The sequence below is a fragment of the Sphingomonas sp. PEI4 genome, assembly GCF_056679955.1.
Map to the genome: position 1 here is coordinate 950,659 of NZ_CM155258.1, position 14,767 is coordinate 965,425.

The window sequence follows — 14,767 nt, forward strand, 5'->3', positions numbered from 1 at the left end:
TTTGCGGGATGACCGCGGGCGGATCAAGCTTTACGCAAGAGCGTTACGGGTGCGAAACCGCATTCCGTGCGTTGAGGGCCCTATGCAGAACGATACGATCACCTCCGCTGCGCTCGTCGTCAACGCCAAGTCGCGTAAAGGGCAAAAGCTGTTCAAGCGCGCCTGCGCGGCGATGTCGGGGCTGCCCTACGAGGTCGACGCGCACGCGGTCGAGGATCCGAAGGACCTCGAGGCGACCGTGCTGCGGGCACTCGCAAAGAAGCCCGACCTGCTGATCCTCGGCGGCGGGGATGGGACGGTCAGCGGGCTGGTCGACCTGATGGTCGGGCACGACGTGATCCTCGGCGTGCTGCCGCTCGGCACCGCCAACAGTTTCGCGCGCACGCTCGGCATCCCGCTCAACATCGAAGGCGCGGTCGAGGTGATCCGCACCGGCAAGCCGCGCCGGATCGATCTCGGCATGATCGACGGTGATTATTTCGCGAACTGCGCTGCGATGGGCATCAGCCCGAAGATCGCCGCCACCGTGCCCCACGGGCTGAAAAAAGTGCTGGGCAAGGTCGGCTATCTCAGCTGGGCGGCGTATCAATATCTCCGCTTCCGGCCGTTCACGCTGATCGTCGGCGAAGGCCCGACCGCCGTGAAGATCCGCGTCGTCGAGGTGCGGATCTCGAACGGGCCGTATCATGGCGGCACCGAACTGGTGGATGCCGCGGCGGTCGATTCGGGCGAGATCGTGGTGCAGGCGGTGATGGGCCACGTGAAGCGGCGGCTGGTGCAGAACTGGGTCTCCAGCGTGTTCCGGCTTGAGTCGCGGCATGAGAAGGTGCGTGATTTTCGGGGGAAGAGCCTGAAGATCAACACGATCCCGCCGTTGCCGATCTCGATCGACGGGGAAGTGCTGGCGAAGACCCCGGTGACGGCGAAGGTCGCGGCGGGGATCATTCGGGTGATGGCACCGGCCTGAGGGGCGGGAGACCGCAACTGGCGGCACCTCCCGCCCCCTTGTTCTCCCGCGAAGGCGGGAGCCCAGACTGGGTCCCCGCCTTCGCGGGGAAACAATTTGGTAGAGGGATCACATCGGTATTCCTGCGCCACCCCGGCGGAGGCCGGGGCCCAATTGGGGAACGTTGCTAACTGAGCGCCGCGCGCCGTTACTCCAACCTCTCCAATTGGGCCCCGGCCTCCGCCGGGGTGGAATGAGGTGCCGTTACTTAACCCTACGAACGGTGAGTACCTTAACCGGCGCCGCAATCATCTGCCCCTTCATCACCCCAATCCCAGCAGTCGGCGACGTCGGCGCAGCAAGGATGCGCTTCACCACGTCCATCCCCTCCACGACATGCCCGAACGCGGCGAACCCCGCCGTATCCCCACTCCCCGCCGGGTTGGCATCGAGCGACAGCACCGGCCCGACCGTGATGAAGAAGTCCGCCGTCGCACTCCCCGGCGCGAACCGCGCCAGCGAGATCGTCGCGTCGACATGCGACAACCCGGTCTGGCTGGTCGGCTCATGCTTCACCGGCGGCAGGAGACGCTTCGCATCGCCCTGCGGCCCGCCCTGGATCAACCCGGCGTCCGCGCCCAACTTCATCGCCCGGTAAAACGTCACTCCGTCGAGCCGCTTCTCATCGACATAGCGCAGGAAATTCGCCGTCGTCAGCGGCGCGCGATCCTTCTCCAGCGCCAGCGTGATCGGCCCCTCGCTCGTCGTCATCACGATCGAGACGGTCGCCGGAGCAACAGGCGACGGCACAGGCGGAGCCTCCTGTGCCGAGACGGAAACGGCGCCGAGAACGGCAAGAGCGAACGTGACGAATCTTGAAATCATCCACCACGCTACCGCGTCATCTACCCGCTGTCAGCCGGCTCCCTGTCAGCGGGCGCACGACGATATTGCGCGCAGCAAAGTTTTGCTTGGGTTTGCACGCCCGCACGCAATGCGTATCCGGGACGCGATGACCGATCTTGCCATTCTCTACGAGCACCCGCTCTGGTTCGAACCGCTGTTCGCCGCCCTTGACCGCCGCGGCGTTGCGTTCACCCGCGCGACGCCCGACGGCTTCTGGAACCCCGCCGACCGTAGCGCCCCCGCGCCCGTGGTCTTCAACCGCATCGCGATGTCGAGCTTCCTCCGCAACGACGAGCATCCGATCTTCGACACGATGGCGATGCTCGATCACTGGCGCCGCACGGGCGCGCGCGTGATCAACGGCACCGACGTCCTCGCGATCGACGCCTCGAAGGCTCGCCAATTGTCGCTGATCGCGTCGCTCGGCCTCGCAATCCCGGAGACCCGCGTGGTCCACCGCGCCGCCGACGTCGTCCCCGCCGCGCAGACGCTTCGCTTCCCGCTGGTCGTGAAAGCCAATATCGGCGGATCGGGCGCCGGCATCATCCGCTTCGACAGCCTCGACGAGTTGCGCACCGCAGTCGCCGACGCCGGCCTGCCGAGCAGCGTCGACGGCGTGTTGCTGGTTCAGGAATACGTCCCCGTCCGCGATGGCACGATCACCCGGATCGAGACGCTCGACCGCAAGTTCCTCTACGCCATCGAGGTCGCCGGCGGCGGCGCGTTCGATCTCTGCCCGGCGGACGCCTGCGTCGTCCCCGGCTCCGGCATCAAGATGGCTGCGGTCGAGCCCTCGCAGACGTTGAAGGACGCCGCCGAAGCGATCGCCAGCGCGGTCGATCTCGACGTTGGCGGGGTCGAGGTGATGATCGACGACCGCGATGGCATTGCGCGCTTCTACGACATCAACGCGCTGTCGAACTTCGTCGCAAAGCCATTGGAGGTGCTCGGCTGGGATCCGCACGACCGCCTCGTCGATTACCTGATCAAACAGATTGGGAAGGCACGCTGATGCGCTATGGTTACTGGACTCCGGTCTTCGGCGGCTGGCTCCGCAACGTCCCCGACGAGGGGATGGAGGCGAGCTGGGCCTACACCAAGGCACTGACGCAGAACGCCGAGCGCTGGGGCTATGACCTGACGCTGATTGCCGAGCTGAATCTCAACGATATCAAGGGCATCGAACAGCCTGCTCTCGACGCGTGGTCGACCGCGGCAGCGCTGGCGGCGGTGACCGACAGCATCGAACTGATGGTCGCGGTCCGCCCGAACTTCCACCACCCCGCGCTGTTCGCCAAGGCGGCGGCGAACATCGACCGGATTTCGGGCGGGCGGCTCGCGCTGAACGTCGTGTCGTCCTGGTGGGCGGACGAGGCCAAGCAATACGGCCTCCAGTTCGACCAGCACGACGATCGCTACGCCCGCACCGCCGAATGGCTGACCGTCGTCGACGGGTTGTGGACTCAGGAGCGGTTCGACTTCGCCGGCCAATTCTACACCACCGAACAGGCGATCTGCGCGCCCAAGCCCGCCAAGCGCCCGATCGTCTATGCGGGCGGCGAGAGCGAGAAGGCCAAGGCGATGATCGCCGCGCAGTGCGACGCCTACGTCATGCACGGCGACCCGGCCGACGCGATTGCCCCGAAGATTGCCGACATGGCAGCGCGACGCGCGGCGGCCGGTGGCGCACCGATGCAGTACGGCATGGCCGCCTACGCGATCGTGCGCGACAGCGAGGCCGAGGCGAAGCGCGAGTTGGAACGCATCACCAGCGTCACCGAACTCCCTGCAGGCTATGCGAACTTCGACCAGTGGCTGTCGGGCACGCAGCTCGAACGCGAGTTGAAGATCCAGGAATACTCCGTCTCCAACCGCGGCCTGCGCCCCAATCTGGTCGGCACGCCCGAACAGCTAAAGGAGCGCGTTGCGGAATACGAGGCCGCGGGTCTCGACCTGTTGCTGCTCCAGATGAGCCCTCAGGCCGAAGAAATGGAGCGGTTCGCGTCGCAGGTCATGGGGACCGCATGATCCGCCTCACCGACGTCGTTAAAACCTACCCGGCAAGCGAAGCGGCAGCACTCGACGGCGTATCGCTGGAGATTCCGGCGCGCGGCGTGTTCGGTGTCATCGGCCAGTCGGGCGCAGGCAAGTCGACGCTGATCCGCCTGATCAACGCGCTCGAACGTCCGACTTCGGGCCGGGTCGAGGTCGATGGCGTCGACGTCGCGGCATTGTCAGCCTCGGACCTGCGTGCGTTGCGCCGCCGGATCGGCATGATCTTCCAGAACTTCGGTCTGCTGTCGTCGCGCACAGTCGCGGCGAACGTCGCCTTCCCGCTGGTCCTCACCGGTGTCGCAAAGGCCGAGCGTGAGACGAAGGTAGCGGCATTGCTTGACCGCGTAGGCCTGTCCGATCACGCCACCAAATACCCCGCACAACTCTCCGGCGGCCAGAAGCAACGCGTCGGCATCGCCCGCGCCCTCGCCACTGATCCCGACATCCTCCTGTGCGACGAAGCCACCAGCGCGCTGGATCCCGAGACGACCCGCTCGGTTCTGACCCTCCTCCGCGAGCTGAACCGGGACCTCGGCCTGACGATCGTCCTGATCACCCACGAGATGGACGTCGTCCGTTACGTCTGCGACCGCGTAGCCGTCCTCGAACGCGGCCGCATCGTCGAGACCGGCGAGGTCACCGACATCTTCGCCAACGCCACGCACCCGGCGACGAAGCGGATGCTCGCGGCGCTCGCAGCATGAGCTTCTTCGCCAACATCGACTGGTCGGACATCGGCCAGGCCTGCCTCGACACGCTTATCATGCTCGGCGGCTCCCTCGTCCTGACGATCGCACTCGGACTCCCGCTCGGCGTGCTGCTCTACCTCACCGGGCAGGGCCGGCTGTCGCAGAACCGCGTCGCCAACGCCGTTCTCGGCATCATCGTCAACATCCTCCGCTCGGTGCCGTTCATCATCCTGCTGATCGTGATGATCCCGCTCACCGTCATGCTCGTCGGCACTTCGCTCGGTGTCGCGGGCGCGATCCCGCCGCTCGTCGTCGGGGCGGCGCCGTTCTACGCGCGGCTCGTCGAGGGCTCGCTCAAGGAAGTCGACCGCACCACGATCGAGGCGGTGCAGGCGATGGGCGCCACCACGCGCCAGATCGTCACCGGCGCGCTGATCCCCGAGGCACTTCCCGGGCTGATCGCCGGCGCCACCGTCACGGCGGTCGCGCTCGTCTCGTTCACCGCGATGGCGGGCGTCGTCGGCGCCGGCGGCCTCGGCGATCTCGCGATCCGGTTCGGCTATCAGCGCTTCCAGACCGACGTCATGGTCGTCACCGTCGTGCTGCTGGTCGTGCTCGTCCAGATCATCCAATATGCCGGCGACGCGCTCGCCCGCCATTTCACCCGCCGCTAGGAATGTCTATGAACCGCCGCACGCTCCTTGCTACGCTCTCCGTGCTCGCGCTCGCCGCCTGCGGTGGCGCCAAGACCAACGACGGCAAGACGCTGACGATCGCCGCGACTGCGGTCCCGCATGCCGAGATCCTGGAATCGATCAAGCCGTCTCTGGCAAAGGAAGGCGTAAATCTCCAGATCCGCGTCTTCAACGATTACGTCCAGCCCAACCTCCAGGTCGAGCAGAAGCAGATCGACGTCAGCTATTTCGAGACCAAGCCGTATCTCGACCAGTTCAACGCCTCGCGCGGCACGCATCTGGTGACCTATGCCGGCGTCCATGTCGAACCGCTGGGCGCCTATTCGCGCAAGTGGAAGTCGATCGCGCAGATCCCGAACGGCGCGACCGTCGCGATCCCGAACGAGCCGAGCAACGGTGGCCGCGCGCTGCTGTTGCTGCAAAAGGCCGGGCTGATCACGCTCCGGAACCCGACCAACCCGCTGGCAAGCCTCAACGACATCGCGACCAACCCGCGCAACCTGCAGTTCAAGGAGCTGGAGGGCGCCACCCTGCCCCGTACGCTCGGCGAGGTCGATCTCGCGCTGATCAACACCAACTACGCGCTCGACGCGAAGCTCAACCCGGTCCGCGACGCGCTCGCGATCGAGGACAAGAACAGCCCCTATGTCAATTTCGTCGTCGGCCTGCCCGGCAACGAGAAGGACCCGCGGGTGGTGAAGCTGATCGCTGCGTTGCGCAGTCCGGCTACCAAGACCTTCATCGAGCAGCATTATCGGGGTGCGGTGTTGCCGGCGTTCTGATACCGGCGCGAGCCTCGTTCGTGTAATTCAGAGGCTCCATGACGGTCGTCGCCGCGTATCTCTATCGTCATGGCAAGCGCGTCCGCGCGGTCTCGATCGACGAAAGGGTCGATTGCCCCGCGGATCGTTCCGAGTTCGTCTGGATCGGCATCTGCGACCCGACCGACGACGAGATGCGGACGCTCAAGGAGCAGTATAATCTCCACCCGCTGGCGGTGGAGGACGCGATCAAGGCGGACCAGTTGCCCAAGGTCGATGTGTACGGCGACCAGCTGTTCGTCGTGGCGCGCACCGCGCAGCTCGAGGCGGACAAGATCGCTTACGGGGAGACCGCGATCTTCGTCGGCCACAGCCACATCATCAGCGTCCGCCACGGTTCGGCGCGATCGCACAAGGCGCTGCGCGAACAGCTCGAGGCCGCGCCGACCTTGCTGATCAACGGCGTAGACTATGTCCTCCACGCGATCCTCGACTACGTCGTCGACGGCTACCTGCCGATCATGGAGAGCATCGAGGACGAGGTGCTGGCGATGGAGCAACGCACGATCGACGCGTTCCTCGGCCGCGACGAGATCGTCCGGATCTTCGGGCTCAGGCGCGAAATGATCCGCTTCCAACGCATTCTCGGCCCGATGGGCGAGGTCGCGAGCAAGATCGTCCGCCTCGACGTCCCCTGCATCGACTCCGAGGCCAAACCCTATTTCAGCGACGTCCTTGATCACGTCCGCCGCGTGCAGACGATGGTCGAGGGGTTGCGCGAAGTGCTGACATCCGTGTTCGAGTTCAGCAACCTGCTGGAGCAGCAACGCACCGGCGCGATCACCCGCCAGCTCGCTGCATGGGCCGCGATCCTCGCCGTGCCGACCGCGATCGCCGGGATCTACGGCATGAACTTCGAGAACATGCCGGAGCTAAAGACGGAGTACGGATACTTCGTCGTGCTGGCCGTGATCGGGGTGGTCTGTTCGGCGCTGTATGTGAAGTTCAAGCAGGCGAAGTGGCTGTAGCGGGGACGACCACCCACTCCGTCATGCCGGGCTCGTTCCGGCATCCACCGGCCGCCATACTCGCCAGCCGTCGTTTCGCGGCACCGTGCACCCCGGAACCAGTCCAGGGTGACGAGGGTGAAACCAGCCCCTTACTTCATCCTCCCCCGCCAGGGGGAGGTGGCTGGCACTCGCCAGACGAAGGGGAGGTAAGGGCAAACCGCTGTTGTGCAGTCCGCCCCCTCCGTCGCCTTCGGCGCCACCTCCCCCTGGCGGGGGAGGATCAAACGCCGAGCGACTGTCGTTCAAACCTTGACGAGCATCTTCCCCGTATTCCCACCCGAGAACAGCCCCAGGAACGCATCCGGCATCGCCTCCAGCCCCTCATGCACGGTCTCCTGCCGCTTCAACGTCCCCGCAGCCAGCATCCCGCCCATGTCCTTGTAGAACTCCTCGGCGCGATCCATGAAATCGCTGACGATGAACCCGCGGATCTGGATGCGGTTGCCGATCAGCCGCGCGAGATATTTCAGCTGCGTCGCCGCGCCGCTGTTGTAGACGTCGATCATCCCGCACACTGCGAACCGCGCATGCATATTCGCATGTGCAAGCGCGGCGTCGAGATGTTCGCCGCCGACATTGTCGAAGTAAACGTCGATGCCCTTCGGAGCGACCTGGCCAAGCGCCTTCACCACCGGCACGTCACCCTTGTAGTCGATCACCGCGTCCGCCCCGAGCGACTTCACCCAGGCGCATTTCTCCGCGCCGCCCGCAGACCCGATCACGGTCATGCCCTTGGCCTTCGCGACCTGTACCACGGTCGAGCCGACCGCGCCCGCCGCCGCCGACACGAACACCGTGTCGCCTGCCTTGGCTTCGGCGACCTGGAGCAACCCGAAATATCCGGTCATCCCCGGCATCCCGAGCTGTCCCAGAAACGCCTGTGGCGGCACGTCGAGCCCTGGCAGCTTCTGCACCTGCGCCGCCGGCACCACCGCCTCGTCGCGCCAGCCCGCCATGTGCAAGACCATGTCGCCGACCTTGATGCCGTCGTCGTTACTCGCGACCACTTCGCCGACCGCGCCGCCCTGCATCGCCTCGCCCAGCGCGAACGGCGGGACATAGCTTTTCACGTCATTCATCCGCCCGCGCATGTACGGGTCGACCGACAGCCAGCGATTGGCGATACGGACCTCGCCTGCACCCAGCGAGGACTGGTCGAGATCGATCATGGCGAAGTCGGTATGCTTCGGCATGCCTTGCGGACGCGCCTTCAGGCTCCATGCACGGGCCATATCTTTGCTCCTGTCTAGAATATTCGTATCGCGGGTATGGCAAAACGTGCCCGCAGCGCAACCCGCAAAAAAGCCCGGACGTTTCCGCCCGGGCTCTTGTCGGATCGGGATCGCAGGACCCCGATCATTGCCACCGAGCGATCAATAGGTGCCCGAAAAGCTCTTGCCGAGGGTCTGGCCCGACGTACTGGTCGTGCCGGTGCCCGTCATAGGCTGACCGCTGACGTCGGTGCCGTTGGTCGAAGATGGCGCAGTTGGCGACGTGCCATAGTCGGTGTTCGAGGCGTCCTTCTTGTCGCCACCGATGCGATCGCCGCCAGTACGATCGCCGTAATCGAACATCGCCGAGTTGCGCTCTTTCTCTTTCCATGCCGCCTTGGCTTCGTCAGCCGACTTCGAGAGCGTCACCTTGCCGTCGACGGTCTTGATCCAGCGCGACGGGATCGAGTGGTGCACGCCGCCCGCATCCTTGTCGTTCTTGGTCAGCAGGATCCGGTCGCCCTTCACCTTGTCGACCGTGCCGACATGGCTGCCGTCCGAACCGACGACTTCCATATGCTCGATGACCTGTGACAGCGAGCTGCGCTGCCCCTGACGCTCGGTCCGCCACGACGAAAACTCGTTTTCGAACTTCGAGCGGTTCTCGTTGCGATACTCGTCATAGTCGCGGTCGAGCGCCGCGATCTGCGTACTGCGCCAGCTATGGTAATGGTCATCGTGCGTGTTCGACGAGCGGTTGCCGGACGAACGGTTGTCCGAGTTGCCATAGGACCGCTCGTCGTAGCGCGCATCGGCTTCGCGGCGACGCTCGGCCTCGTCGTCACCGAACCACGAGCGAACCTCGTCGCCTGCACGCGCGATGAACCCGCGATCGTCATAGTCGTAACCCTGGGGCTGGCGACCATAATTACGGCTATCGCCACGCGACGCGTTGCCGCGGCGGTTGTCATCGTCCGCGTCGCGGTTGCGACCTACGTCCTCGAAGCGGCGACCGTCCGACGCATAGCTGCCGTGATATTCGGTATCGCCCGAGCCCTGGCTGCGCTGTCCGTAGGATTGCTGGCCATAGCCTTGCCCCGAGCGCTGCTGGCTATACCCCTGGCCCGACGCCTGACCATAACGGGACTGACCATAACGGGACTGCCCATAGCGGTCACCGCCCGACGGCTGCGAACGATCATTGTGGCCACCATAATAGTCACGACCGCCCTGCTCCCGACCATATTGGTCGCCGCGACCCTGTTCATCACGCGCTTGATCGGCCTGCGAACGGCCACCGCGGTTGTCATCGCGATCATATTCGCCGGCCGCTTCATATTCGCGCGCGCTGGATCGACCATAGTCGCCGCCATCGGAGCGGAAATCGCGTCCATAATCCTGCGAGTTGGGCCGGCCGAAATAATCGCCCGACTGACGATCTCGGGTATAGCGTTCGTAGACCATAGGAACCTCCTAATTGCTGTCCTGCGGCTGTCGACTTCGTCGATCGATGTGTCGATCGCGCGGCCGTACACTCCGAAAACTACAAAGGCCGAAAACGGTGAATGTTCCTGCAAACGCGGCCGTGTGGCGGCGACAGGACGCAGCCTTGCGACGACATGCGGGACGGACTGCAGCGATAGTTGCATCGCCCAAAACCACCCGCTAATGACCGGATCATGGCCTCTGGCCAACGCACGGGGCCGTAGCTCAGATGGGAGAGCGCCGCAATCGCACTGCGGAGGTCAAGGGTTCGATTCCCTTCGGCTCCACCAGCATCAAGATACTCAAATCATTAAGTTGTTACTCGGCCGAAGAGGCGACTAGCACCGACTTTGCCGGGTTCAAGCGTGCAGCCGATCTGACTTGGTCCTCGCTTGGACTTCAGCGGCATTCGAAGCTCCTCGGGAAGTACGAAACTGAGCCCATTCACGACCGACTTGATATAAATTAGTCCTTCAATATCGGCGCGAAATCTCCTATTTGTGCCCTTCTTGTAAAAATATTGGAGCGTTCAAATGCGTAAACTCATCCTCTCCCTGTCCGCGATCGCCGTTGCAGCAATGCCAGTGGCCGCAAGCGCAGCCTCGAACTCCGCAGCATCGCTTTCGACCACGAAGTCGGTTCGCGCCGCGACCTCGACCGGGAAGAAGAGCAATTTCGCCGACATGAGCGGCTCCGGCCTGCTGATCATCGCTATCGCTGCCGTCGCAGTTGGCGGCGGTCTGTACATGGCGATCGACAACGACGACAATTCCGACAGCAACTAAGTCGGTTGGGGCGGCGAAGAACCGCCGCCCCTTTTGCTACTCCCCACCGAAGCGCGAAGTCGTCATCAACACCCAATACCTCTAAATATCGAAGACTTCGAACAGCCAAAGCCCGGCGGCAACCACCGTCAGCCGCGACGGTTCTCGTGATCCTTATGTTGGTCCATCATCGTCCATTCCCGCGTGCTGTCTGCATCGTGGATATACCGGCTTGAAGACCCGCCCGCGCGACGACGGCGTTTCTTGACGACGAGCAACAGTAAAGTCGCGCCGGTCGCTATCCCGCCGCCCACAATTATCCAGAACATCGCCGCCCCACTTGATTTACATCATGATGGCCCGTGCATCTTTGTGGACCGCATGGCCATAACCTGTTTCTTACAACAGTCCCGGACAGGGACTTTCCGCCGTTCGAGAGTTTTATAGCAGGCCGCTCGGCGCGATTGCGGCGGCCCTACCCGGCGTCAGGGGAGACGAAGGGGCAGCGAGCGTTGTCGCCCGCAATGCGGAGCCTCGACCGCCATGACTCTCGCCGATATCGCCACCGAAATTGCCACTGCCGTCCAGCGCGATGCCCGCGACATCGAGCATATGGACGACGGCATCCGCCAGAGCAGCCTTAGCGAGGAGCCTGCCCGCGTCACGTGCATCGACGAGGCCACCGATGTACGGAGTCGCGAGCAGACCCGGCAGCAACTGCGCCACGAGCAGCATCGGTACGGCGAACGGCTCGCGGGCGGCGGTCGGCGGTCGGCGGTGGGCCGGAACATCAGCGTGTCAGGCGAGTCTCGTCGCCGGTCGTCGAGATCGCGACGTCGTAACAGCAACCACGCCCATCCCTCCTGAACTCGACAGTCCCATGTCGCGCCCTCTTCCCGATTGCACATCTGCATGGAAGCACGATCGAGGCAACGGACAGAGGCTCGGGACTACGAGGCGCAGGCTTGGCGTTTCACTGCGTGGGCGGAACCTCGCCGGCGAGCGCGCGGCGTAGTGCCGCGACTTCCGCATTGAGCGACGAGAGACGGTCCGGCGTCATGCCGGATCGCTCGACAATCAACGGCCCGAGGCAACCCGTTTCGGTCCAGCGCGCCCTGCCCGCCTCGGTCAAGCGAACGCGCACCTGGCGTTCGTCGGCGGGGTTGCGAATCCGGGTGACGAGCCCGGCGGCCTCGAGCCGCTTTGCCAGTGGCGTGATCGTGCTCGGCTCCAGCGCGAGCCGCTCGGCTATCGCCCCGATCGAACAGCCATCCTCCGCCTCGTTCAGCGTCTGGAGCACGAGAAACTGCGGATAGGTGATGCCGAGCCGGTCGAGCACGGGCTTGTACGCGCGATTGATCGCGATCGTCGCGGCATACAGGGAAAAGCAGAGCTGTTGATCGAGGGGCAGGGGATCGGACATGGCAGGCTCCTTCAAGATCCTTAATAGCACGAAAATGCTTATCGCGACAATTGTTGCTGGACTTCGGTATCGCATTCGCCTAGATAGTTATCGCGATAACAAATATGGAGATAGAGCATGTCGATCGACGTAAAGTACACCACCGAAGCCACCGCAACCGGCGGCCGTGACGGCCACGCACGCTCGCAGGATGGGCGCTTCGACGTAGCACTCTCGACGCCGAAGGAACTGGGCGGCGCAGGCGGCGACGGCAGCAACCCCGAGCAGCTGTTCGCGGCCGGCTATTCCGCCTGCTTCATCGGCGCGCTCAAGGTCGCGGGCCAGCAGCTGAAGGTGAAGGTTCCGGACGACGTCGCCGTCACCGCCAAGGTCGGCATCGGCCCGCGTGCCGCTGGTGGCTTCGGCATCACGACCGATCTGACGGTGTCGCTGCCGGGTCTGGAGCGCGATCAAGCGCAGCAGTTGATCGATGCGGCGCATCAGATCTGCCCGTATTCGAACGCGACGCGCGGCAATGTCGATGTCGGCCTGACGCTCGCCTGAACGATGCCCCGGGCGGGCGGCGCGATGTCGCCGCCCGCTTGGGATACGTCTTTACTCTGCGGGTATCGGCTTCAATTGCGCCGACCCGATATGCCACCGCGACTGGCTCGCCGACGCGCCGTCGACATCGTTGATCCGCCGTATGACATAAGTGCCGCGGAAGCGTTGGTGCGTACCGTCGTCTAGCGTCGCATCGACGGTGACGGGCACCGGCTGGTAGATCGATCCCGCGCCGCCGTTGCCGGGCTGTAGCGTACCGATCGTCACGCGCGTGCTGCGGGTATGCGCGAACCCGGCTTCGAACGCGGCCAGCGTCTGGCCCGGCCGTCCGTCATCGCCCCACTGCGTCCAGGCCGTCGCGTAGTCGCGCGCATTGATCGCCGAATAATAGCGGCGCACCACGGCGGCGGCGGCGTCCATGCTCTTTGGTGCCGGTCCGCACCCGGCCATCGGCGCGTCCTTCCCATCGAACAGCGCGCAACTCCGCGCGATCTAGTTCCCGATGATCGCACAGCTATTGACGACGTTGCACGGCGGATGGGTCGCCGGTGAGACATTCCGGCAGATCGCCACGCGCTTGGCGGCGGCAACATCGCCGATCTCCGCCTTGCAGGACAGCGGCTCCGACGAGATCGGTGTCGAGGCGACCGGCTTCGAAGACGGACCAGACGTCAGGGCGACCTTCGCTGGTGCTCGCGTCGGTTCTGCCGCCGGTGCGGTGGTTTCGGCGTCGCGCGCTACGGTCGTCTGGTTCGATCGGTCGGGTTCCGCACCGCATGATGCCAGCGCCAGACATACGAACATACTGGTCATCATCACGCGCATAGGGTGCTTCTCTCCTGCGATCGTCATTGCCGTCGCCTTGGCCCGACTTAGCTCCTGGGGCGTCCTAACAAAAGTCGCCAAGTCATTCGGAAGTGAGCCAGTTTACCGAGCTGAGCGGAGAGTGATCCGCGTCATCTCCGATGGCCGCCCCAGTCGCAACGCGAACCCCGGCCACAGCGCAGTGCCGTTGCTGACGTACAGCGTCATGCCATCGACATCGTACCGCCGCGTCACGAACCCACCATTGGCAGACGCGAACAGCCGGTCGAACCCACGGATCATGCCACCGTGCGTATGTCCCGAAAGCTGGATTGCGATGCCCCGTGCCGCCGCCCGCCGCGCATTCTTCGGTTGATGATCGAGCAGCACGACCGGCATGCCGGCCGGAGCACCCGCCAGCGCGGTATCGAGATCGGGGCCGGCCTGTCCGGCTCCGGGGGCCGACAGATCGGTGACGCCCGCGATCACGAGCCCGGCGCCGCCACGCGTCAGCACGGTATGTGCGTTCGGCAACATGCGAATGCCAAGCCCGGACAGATGCCGCATCCACGCGGCGTAATCGAAGAAATATTCGTGGTTGCCGGGAATGGCATACACACCGTCCGGCGCACGAAGATCCGCCAGCGGGGCCACGTCCGTACGGCGCATGGCGACGGACCCGTCGATGAAGTCCCCGGTCACGACGATCAGGTCGACGCCGGTCGCATTGGCCCGGTCGACGACCGCACGCGTCCAGCGTGCGGGAAACAAGCGGCTGATATGGAGATCGGTCAGTTGCAACAGCCGATACCCGTCGAATTGCGGCGGCAGGCCGCGCACGCGGATCTCGACATCCTCGATCGGCGGGACTCGCACGGCGTTCGCCACACCGATCGCGGCGAGCAGCCCCGCGAGTCCGCCGATCGCATAGCGAACGCCATCAGGCACCCCGACCGATCCACGGCGCACCAGCATCGTCGCGAGCGTACCGAGGTCGAGCAGGATCTGCAGCACCGCCAGCAGCATGATCGCGCCGAACGCCCAATTGAACAGAATGACGATCGCGCGCGGAAACTCCGGCGCGAAGATCGATCCGGACGATAGCCGACTCCAGAAATGATATTGCGAGGCCAGCAGGAGCACTATGGCGATGCCGCCTTTCATCCAGAACGGCAGCGCCAGCGGCCATAGCCAGCGCGCGAGGACGAACAGGCACGGCGTCGCGAATATCAGGTTGAAAATCGTCAGTCTCCATCGCCGAAGCGCTATTGGCACCCACGTCCTCGACCGGATTTCCGACCGGGCCACCGAAAGGCGAGGATCGAGATAGCCCGCTTCGTTCGACTCCATACCGATATCCTCGCCGGGTTCCATGCGACAATATCCGCGCGGGCTCGGCGAACCTGTACGCCAGC

The 14,767-nt window shown here is 64.6% G+C and carries 18 protein-coding genes and 1 tRNA gene; 10 read left to right on the forward strand and 9 right to left on the reverse strand.

Annotation, left to right across the window (positions count from 1 at the left end):
- Positions 1-82 precede the first annotated feature (82 nt).
- Positions 83-967: a diacylglycerol/lipid kinase family protein gene (locus tag AC1MLZ_RS04105; RefSeq protein WP_480960577.1), complete on the forward strand. Its 885-nt coding sequence runs from the start codon at positions 83-85 to the stop codon at positions 965-967.
- Between the two features lie 243 nt (positions 968-1,210).
- On the opposite strand, the gene AC1MLZ_RS04110 is transcribed toward AC1MLZ_RS04105, so the two are convergent.
- Complete coding sequence (locus tag AC1MLZ_RS04110; protein ID WP_480960578.1) at positions 1,211-1,831, reverse strand: peptidylprolyl isomerase; 621 nt, start codon at positions 1,829-1,831, stop codon at positions 1,211-1,213.
- Between the two features lie 127 nt (positions 1,832-1,958).
- Between AC1MLZ_RS04110 and AC1MLZ_RS04115 the strand changes: the two genes are divergently transcribed.
- The 6 genes from AC1MLZ_RS04115 to AC1MLZ_RS04140 are packed head-to-tail and all read left to right on the forward strand — an operon-like array spanning position 1,959 to position 7,080.
- Entirely contained in the window at positions 1,959-2,864 is a 906-nt protein-coding gene (locus tag AC1MLZ_RS04115) for an ATP-grasp domain-containing protein (protein WP_480960579.1), read from the forward strand.
- A complete protein-coding gene (locus AC1MLZ_RS04120; protein WP_480960580.1) occupies positions 2,864-3,880 on the forward strand; it encodes an LLM class flavin-dependent oxidoreductase in 1,017 nt (338 codons plus the stop codon). The genes AC1MLZ_RS04115 and AC1MLZ_RS04120 overlap by 1 nt, the downstream gene beginning before the upstream one ends.
- Positions 3,877-4,611, forward strand: a complete 735-nt coding sequence (locus AC1MLZ_RS04125) for a methionine ABC transporter ATP-binding protein (RefSeq protein ID WP_480960581.1) — start codon at positions 3,877-3,879, stop codon at positions 4,609-4,611. The genes AC1MLZ_RS04120 and AC1MLZ_RS04125 overlap by 4 nt, the downstream gene beginning before the upstream one ends.
- Positions 4,608-5,270, forward strand: a complete 663-nt coding sequence (locus AC1MLZ_RS04130; RefSeq protein WP_480960582.1) for a methionine ABC transporter permease — start codon at positions 4,608-4,610, stop codon at positions 5,268-5,270. The genes AC1MLZ_RS04125 and AC1MLZ_RS04130 overlap by 4 nt, the downstream gene beginning before the upstream one ends.
- A gap of 8 nt (positions 5,271-5,278) precedes the next feature.
- Complete coding sequence (locus AC1MLZ_RS04135; RefSeq protein WP_480960583.1) at positions 5,279-6,073, forward strand: MetQ/NlpA family ABC transporter substrate-binding protein; 795 nt, start codon at positions 5,279-5,281, stop codon at positions 6,071-6,073.
- 38 nt (positions 6,074-6,111) lie between these two features.
- Positions 6,112-7,080: a magnesium and cobalt transport protein CorA gene (locus tag AC1MLZ_RS04140; RefSeq protein ID WP_480960584.1), complete on the forward strand. Its 969-nt coding sequence runs from the start codon at positions 6,112-6,114 to the stop codon at positions 7,078-7,080.
- A 284-nt stretch (positions 7,081-7,364) separates the two neighbouring features.
- Here the strand turns inward: AC1MLZ_RS04140 and AC1MLZ_RS04145 are convergent, their stop codons facing one another.
- A complete protein-coding gene (locus tag AC1MLZ_RS04145) occupies positions 7,365-8,354 on the reverse strand; it encodes an NADP-dependent oxidoreductase (RefSeq protein WP_480960585.1) in 990 nt (329 codons plus the stop codon).
- A gap of 141 nt (positions 8,355-8,495) precedes the next feature.
- A complete protein-coding gene (locus AC1MLZ_RS04150) occupies positions 8,496-9,797 on the reverse strand; it encodes a DUF2171 domain-containing protein (RefSeq protein ID WP_480960586.1) in 1,302 nt (433 codons plus the stop codon).
- A 235-nt stretch (positions 9,798-10,032) separates the two neighbouring features.
- On the opposite strand from AC1MLZ_RS04150, the gene AC1MLZ_RS04155 reads away from it, so the two are divergent.
- Both AC1MLZ_RS04155 and AC1MLZ_RS04160 read left to right on the forward strand, forming a co-directional pair.
- Positions 10,033-10,108: transfer RNA gene (locus tag AC1MLZ_RS04155), tRNA-Ala, on the forward strand.
- 243 nt (positions 10,109-10,351) lie between these two features.
- Entirely contained in the window at positions 10,352-10,603 is a 252-nt protein-coding gene (locus AC1MLZ_RS04160; RefSeq protein ID WP_480960587.1) for a hypothetical protein, read from the forward strand.
- A 128-nt stretch (positions 10,604-10,731) separates the two neighbouring features.
- Here AC1MLZ_RS04160 and AC1MLZ_RS04165 read toward each other — a convergent pair whose 3' ends face one another.
- From AC1MLZ_RS04165 to AC1MLZ_RS04175, 3 genes are all read right to left on the reverse strand, one after another.
- Positions 10,732-10,911 (reverse strand): hypothetical protein, encoded by a 180-nt coding sequence (locus tag AC1MLZ_RS04165; RefSeq protein WP_480960588.1) that lies wholly within the window; start codon positions 10,909-10,911, stop codon positions 10,732-10,734.
- Between the two features lie 112 nt (positions 10,912-11,023).
- The gene (locus AC1MLZ_RS04170; protein WP_480960589.1) at positions 11,024-11,317 is read right to left on the reverse strand and encodes a hypothetical protein; all 294 of its coding nucleotides are present in this window, start codon (positions 11,315-11,317) and stop codon (positions 11,024-11,026) included.
- A gap of 238 nt (positions 11,318-11,555) precedes the next feature.
- Complete coding sequence (locus AC1MLZ_RS04175) at positions 11,556-12,005, reverse strand: MarR family winged helix-turn-helix transcriptional regulator (RefSeq protein WP_480960590.1); 450 nt, start codon at positions 12,003-12,005, stop codon at positions 11,556-11,558.
- 117 nt (positions 12,006-12,122) lie between these two features.
- Between AC1MLZ_RS04175 and AC1MLZ_RS04180 the strand changes: the two genes are divergently transcribed.
- Positions 12,123-12,548 carry an organic hydroperoxide resistance protein gene (locus AC1MLZ_RS04180; protein ID WP_480960591.1) on the forward strand — a complete coding sequence of 142 codons (426 nt, stop codon included), beginning with the start codon at positions 12,123-12,125 and terminating at the stop codon, positions 12,546-12,548.
- A gap of 51 nt (positions 12,549-12,599) precedes the next feature.
- On the opposite strand, the gene AC1MLZ_RS04185 is transcribed toward AC1MLZ_RS04180, so the two are convergent.
- The 3 genes from AC1MLZ_RS04185 to AC1MLZ_RS04195 all read right to left on the reverse strand — a co-directional run bounded on the left by AC1MLZ_RS04185 (position 12,600) and on the right by AC1MLZ_RS04195 (position 14,726).
- On the reverse strand, positions 12,600-12,998 hold the full coding sequence (locus tag AC1MLZ_RS04185; RefSeq protein WP_480960592.1) for a hypothetical protein: 399 nt from the start codon (positions 12,996-12,998) through the stop codon (positions 12,600-12,602).
- A 42-nt stretch (positions 12,999-13,040) separates the two neighbouring features.
- Positions 13,041-13,400 (reverse strand): hypothetical protein, encoded by a 360-nt coding sequence (locus tag AC1MLZ_RS04190; RefSeq protein WP_480960593.1) that lies wholly within the window; start codon positions 13,398-13,400, stop codon positions 13,041-13,043.
- Between the two features lie 75 nt (positions 13,401-13,475).
- Complete coding sequence (locus tag AC1MLZ_RS04195) at positions 13,476-14,726, reverse strand: metallophosphoesterase (RefSeq protein ID WP_480960594.1); 1,251 nt, start codon at positions 14,724-14,726, stop codon at positions 13,476-13,478.
- Positions 14,727-14,767 lie beyond the last annotated feature (41 nt).